The sequence below is a fragment of the Bartonella sp. AP331QHHD genome (assembly GCF_042195905.1).
In the GTDB taxonomy this organism is placed as follows: Bacteria; Pseudomonadota; Alphaproteobacteria; order Rhizobiales; family Rhizobiaceae; genus Bartonella.
The window spans coordinates 1-1,224 of sequence record NZ_JBHIPG010000061.1 but is presented as its reverse complement, the minus strand read 5'-3'; the positions used below and the strand labels follow the sequence as shown (position 1 = coordinate 1,224).

At 32.9% G+C, this 1,224-nt stretch carries 2 protein-coding genes; both read right to left on the bottom strand.

What is annotated here, in order from left to right:
- Window positions 1-460: 460 nt before the first annotated feature.
- Entirely contained in the window at window positions 461-913 is a 453-nt protein-coding gene (locus tag ACFIMS_RS07830; RefSeq protein ID WP_375613774.1) for a hypothetical protein, read from the bottom strand.
- Window positions 900-1,224: hypothetical protein (locus ACFIMS_RS07825; protein WP_375696582.1), on the bottom strand; the 325-nt coding region annotated here is incomplete at its 5' end. The genes ACFIMS_RS07830 and ACFIMS_RS07825, both read right to left, overlap by 14 nt.

Below are 1,224 nucleotides of genomic sequence, written 5' to 3'. Positions count from 1 at the left end.
ACCAGCTTTAACATCACCAAAATCTCTTAACGCCTTAATGCGATAAAGTTTTTTACCTTCGCGAAGAATTGTTTGATTGGTGAGTTGATATTTTTTGACAGAATTTTGCATAATAATTACCTCGTATTTTAACATTTTGATTGACAACCCTATAAGGGCGCCGGGCGCTCAAAACACGGATACGAGACCGTCGTTACACTTTCCCCTATGAAGGGTATTGTATAGTATAACCACACCCGGCAAAATCGTTATATGCCAATAAGAGCACAAAAGAAAGCCAGTATATTTTAAAAACATGGGAAGAGGTCGTTTCGTAACCTATCCGCTCGTATTACAGTGTTTTGAGCACTTGTCGACCTTAATAAACGACCTTTTCTTTAAAGTCAATACGTATTTTTTATTTTTTTCAATTTTTTTCATTTTGATACCTACCTAATTGAATACCAAGTGATTTTAAATTTTACTTTTGGTTTTTAGTATAAAAATGTAGTGCGTAAATGGACATGTTTATTAAACTGCGTGTATGCAACATGAGAAAGAATGAATAAACTAAAAAAAAGTACCAAAAAACGATATCTAAATACCAAAATACAGTATAACTATTTGGAAAAATTAAAACGACAAGTGCTAAACTTATTAGCTTTAAGAGTCTGTGCAAATACTGTTGTAAATCACGTGTTAATATCTTCCAACCTGTTGTATCATCATCTTTATATTTTGGATTGTTCTGCAACTCAAAAGGAATATGAGAATTGCATAAAATTACAAAAATATTTGTTATTATTATCAAACCAAAAGATGCAAATATCAAAATACCTTGGATAAAATAGGGATTTTTTTTAATTTCTAAAAAGCATAAAAATATAAAAATTATAATACCAAACAAGGCTCTTAGCTGTTTATCTGTAAACATATTTATTTCCTGCGGTTTTTGATAATTTTTTGATCTCTTTATTGATCTCGTCTATAAGAGGTTCGTAATTGAGAACGCTTTTCGGAATACCACCCCCATATATCCAAGCTTTCACTTGCGCCTTGGTACTGTAATCAACTTTCTCAGGTATCTCATGGTACTGACCACCATCAAATTCTTCGTATTCTCTTGATCCATCTTCGTATTCATAGAGATTGTAAAAATACTCAGCTACCCCTAATCCCCATGGGGCATGCCCCACCGCCGTTGCAACGAACTTTTTTCCCCCCTTCTGTTTACGTTTTTTTAAA

Bases quoted from the DNA above. Each gene is read 5' to 3' on its own strand.
- ACFIMS_RS07830 (WP_375613774.1), bottom strand. From the start codon at position 913: ATGTTTACAGATAAACAGCTAAGAGCCTTGTTTGGTATTATAATTTTT.